The sequence below is a fragment of the Phytoactinopolyspora endophytica genome (assembly GCF_004138495.1).
Classification (GTDB): domain Bacteria; phylum Actinomycetota; class Actinomycetes; order Jiangellales; family Jiangellaceae; genus Phytoactinopolyspora; species Phytoactinopolyspora endophytica.
In genome coordinates this window covers 685,237-688,948 of sequence record NZ_ML142849.1, presented here as the reverse complement: position 1 = coordinate 688,948, position 3,712 = coordinate 685,237, and the positions used below count along the sequence as shown (strand labels likewise).

Sequence of the window (3,712 nt, the reverse complement as noted above, 5' to 3'; positions counted from 1 at the left end):
ATCGACGGTGTGGCCGCCGGGTTCGAGCAGATGGACGTCCCGTTCGCTACAGCGGCGGCGTGGTTCGCGGCGTTGGTCGAGCTGATCGGAGGAGCGGCGCTCGTCGTGGGCCTGGTGACGCCCTTGGCCGGCATATTGCTCGTGGTCGACATGGTCGGCGCGTATATCTTCGCGCACGTGGGCAACGGCATGTTCGTCGACCAGGATGGTGCGGAGCTGGTGCTGGCGCTCGGAGCTGCGAGTCTGGTGTTCGCGGGCATCGGCGGCGGCCGGCTCAGCCTCGATCACGTGATCGCTCCGCGTCTCGGCGTCGCGAAAGGCTCGAAGGCGCGAGCCTCGGCCGGGTAGGCGGCGCCTTCGCTGCGATCGTTCGACGCCGGCGGGTGGGCACACGAGGGTGTGGCCACCCGCCGTGCTGTCGAGTACGACGCCGCGATGGCTGCGCGAACCGCTGAGTGGGGCGGTGGTTCAGACGCGGAGCGAGGAAGCGGCTCGGGCGCCGCGAGGGTCGTGGGACGGTGCTCGAGGCAATGATCGAGTTCCGTATGATGTTGATCATGGACTTCTTCGGCGTGTCGGTGCGCCGTGCGGCGTTGGTCCGCTTAGCGTCGTTTAAAGCGCTCAGGTTGACATAACTATAAACCTCAACTTGAGGGTGAGGGTTTAGAACGGGACTCGATTGAGAGGCGACTGGACGTGACTGCTCCGCAGAACTATCTCGCGGTGATCAAAGTCGTCGGTATTGGTGGCGGCGGTGTCAACGCGGTCAACCGCATGATTGAGGTCGGCCTCAAGGGTGTCGAGTTCATCGCGATCAACACCGACGCCCAGGCTCTGCTGATGAGCGATGCCGACGTCAAGCTCGACGTCGGCCGGGATCTGACACGTGGCCTGGGCGCCGGGGCAAATCCCGACGTCGGGCGCAACGCTGCCGATGATCACGCCGAGGAGATCGAAGAGGTGCTCAAGGGTGCCGACATGGTCTTCGTCACGGCGGGCGAGGGCGGTGGTACCGGTACCGGAGGAGCTCCGGTCGTCGCTCGGATAGCCCGGTCGCTCGGCGCACTGACCATCGGTGTGGTGACGCGGCCGTTCATGTTCGAGGGGCGGCGTCGGGCGATGCAGGCCGAGGCGGGCATCGAAGCGCTCCGCGAAGAGGTCGACACCCTGATCGTCATCCCCAATGACCGGCTGCTGTCCATCAGCGATCGCCAGGTGAGCGTCCTCGACGCATTCAAGAGCGCGGATCAGGTCCTGCTCTCCGGTGTCCAGGGCATCACGGACCTGATTACGACGCCCGGGCTGATCAACCTGGACTTTGCGGACGTGAAGTCCGTGATGAGCAACGCGGGCTCGGCGCTGATGGGTATCGGGTCCGCGCGCGGGGAAGACCGAGCGGTCGCAGCGGCCGAGATGGCGATCTCGTCACCCCTGCTGGAGGCGTCGATCGACGGCGCCCATGGCGTCCTGCTCTCCGTCTCCGGCGGTTCCGACCTGGGTCTGTTCGAGATCAACGAGTCGGCGAATCTGGTGTCACAAGCCGCGCATGACGAGGCGAACATCATCTTCGGCGCCGTGATCGACGACGCTCTGGGCGACGAGGTCAGAGTGACCGTGATCGCCGCGGGCTTCGAGGGCGGGTTCCCACCGCGACGTGAGCTGGGCACGGTCCGCCGCTCCGAAGGCCAGGGCGATGCCGCCAACGGCGCGACACAGGCCCCTCCGCCTCCGGAGGAGCCGAAGGCGGGCGACGACTCTAGAAACGATCGGGCAGCACAGTCGAGGCAGTCCTCGGACTCGTCGTCTGACAGCTCGGGAAGCCACTCGGGCAACAACACGGGTGGCGGTGAGCCGGTGCGCGAGTCCCGGCCTCGTCCCGAGGCGGAGCCGCCGCGGCCACGTGAGCAGCGCCGCGTCGTGCCAGCCGACGACGACCTGGACGTGCCGGACTTCCTGAAGTAAAGGTCGCGCGAGCGGGGCCTCGTGCGTCGGGCGACTGCCTCTTCGCGCGGGACCCTCAGGCGCGCATCGCCGGCCGGAGCCTGGGAGGCAAGATAGAGCTGTGATCGCCGATCTCAGTTCCCACGGCCGTTCCACGTTCGCCTTCACCGACCGTTTCGGCGGTGTCAGCGAGCCTCCATTCGATGAGCTCAACCTCGCGCGGCATGTCGGCGACCGACCGGCCGCGGTCGAGAAGAACCGTGCGCTGCTGGCCGGCAGCATCGGCCTGTCAGATGAGCGCGTGGTGTACATGAACCAAGTGCACGGTGCCGACGTCGCCGTGGTGGACGGCCCGCAGCCATGGAGTGCGGAGGATGCTCCGGCCGTCGACGGGATGGTGACCGCGAGCCCCGGCCTCGCGCTGGCGGTGATGGTCGCCGACTGCGTGCCCGTCGTGCTCGGGGACCCGGAGCGGGGGATCGTCGGTGTTGCTCATGCCGGCCGCCCGGGCATGGCGGCGGGCGTCGTGGCGGCTGTGGTGAAGGTCATGCGCGACCTCGGAGCCGAACGCATCGTCGCGCGGATCGGGCCCGCGGTCTGTGGTGCCTGCTATGAGGTTCCAGAGGCCATGCGGGCGGACGTGGCGGCCGCCGTTCCGGCGTCGTGGGCGACGACGCGGCACGGTACACCCGCCGTGGACGTGCCTGGCGGTGTGCTCTCGCAGCTGGACGACCTCGGCGCGGAGCCGCTTGCCGCGGAATCGCCATGCACCATCGAGGATCCAGCCTTGTATTCGTACCGCAGGGACGGCGTGACGGGCCGCTTCGCGGGCCTCGCCTGGGTCCGGGCATAGAGAAGGCCGCCCGTCTCCTTATGCTCCGCGCCCACGAGATGTTCCGCGCCCACGCGAACATGCTCTGCGCGCACGCGAACGAGAGAGTCGTCTGACTCATCGCTCATGGCGGCCTCGTGGACGGATTGCCGGTCCGCGCCTGCCACCCGTGTCCAGTGCGCTACAGATGCCGTGCGTTGCGCGACAGACCGGCCATTCTTGAATCACATCGATAACTTCAGCCTCAGTCGCCACAGAAAGCACTTCAGCATCAAATGGTGTCGTAGATCTCTAACGACACACCGTGCGTGTCGAGCTCTGTAATCCTCGTTCGAGGCGTTTGGCCAAGCTAGTGTCAGTGGTACGAAAGGTAGTGACCGGCCACCACTAGTGCGGAGGGTCTTGGAGCATGGCCAGCGCAATGCGCAAGGTTGCGGTCTACCTCGGCCTCGTGGAGGACCGGGACCGCTACGAAGATGAGTATGACGATGACTACGACGAACCGTACGAAGGCGAGTACGAGGACGAGATTGTGGATGCCCATGAGCACCCGGAGCCGGAACGGCTGCCGGATCGCCGGGAGCGTGATCGCGAACGTGAGCGCGATCACACCGCCACGGTGTCGTCCTTGGCCGACCGGCGGCCCACCGCGGCGCCACGCCGCGCGCCCGCCGCCCGGGAAGCCCGCATCACCACGCTACATCCACGCACGTATAACGAAGCGCGGGTCCTGGGAGAGCACTTCCGTGACGGGACCCCCGTGATCATGAACCTGTCGGAGATGGATGATGTCGATGCCAAGCGGCTGGTCGATTTCGCAGCCGGACTGATTTTCGGCCTGCGAGGCAGCATCGATCGCATCACCGCCAAGGTCTTCCTGCTCACACCCGCAGATGTGCAGGTCACAGCGGAGGACAAAGCGCGCATCGCCGATGGCGC

At 66.8% G+C, this 3,712-nt stretch carries 4 protein-coding genes; all 4 read left to right on the top strand.

Annotated elements, in window-relative coordinates:
* Nucleotides 1-348: DoxX family protein (locus ELR45_RS03000; protein WP_205855752.1), on the top strand; the 348-nt coding region annotated here is incomplete at its 5' end.
* A gap of 348 nt (nucleotides 349-696) precedes the next feature.
* Nucleotides 697-1,962, top strand: a complete 1,266-nt coding sequence (gene ftsZ / locus ELR45_RS02995; RefSeq protein ID WP_129663266.1) for a cell division protein FtsZ — start codon at nucleotides 697-699, stop codon at nucleotides 1,960-1,962.
* 100 nt (nucleotides 1,963-2,062) lie between these two features.
* Nucleotides 2,063-2,794 (top strand): peptidoglycan editing factor PgeF, encoded by a 732-nt coding sequence (gene pgeF / locus ELR45_RS02990; protein ID WP_129663264.1) that lies wholly within the window; start codon nucleotides 2,063-2,065, stop codon nucleotides 2,792-2,794.
* Between the two features lie 388 nt (nucleotides 2,795-3,182).
* A partial coding sequence (locus ELR45_RS02985) for a cell division protein SepF (RefSeq protein WP_129663480.1) occupies nucleotides 3,183-3,712 on the top strand: 530 nt, incomplete at its 3' end.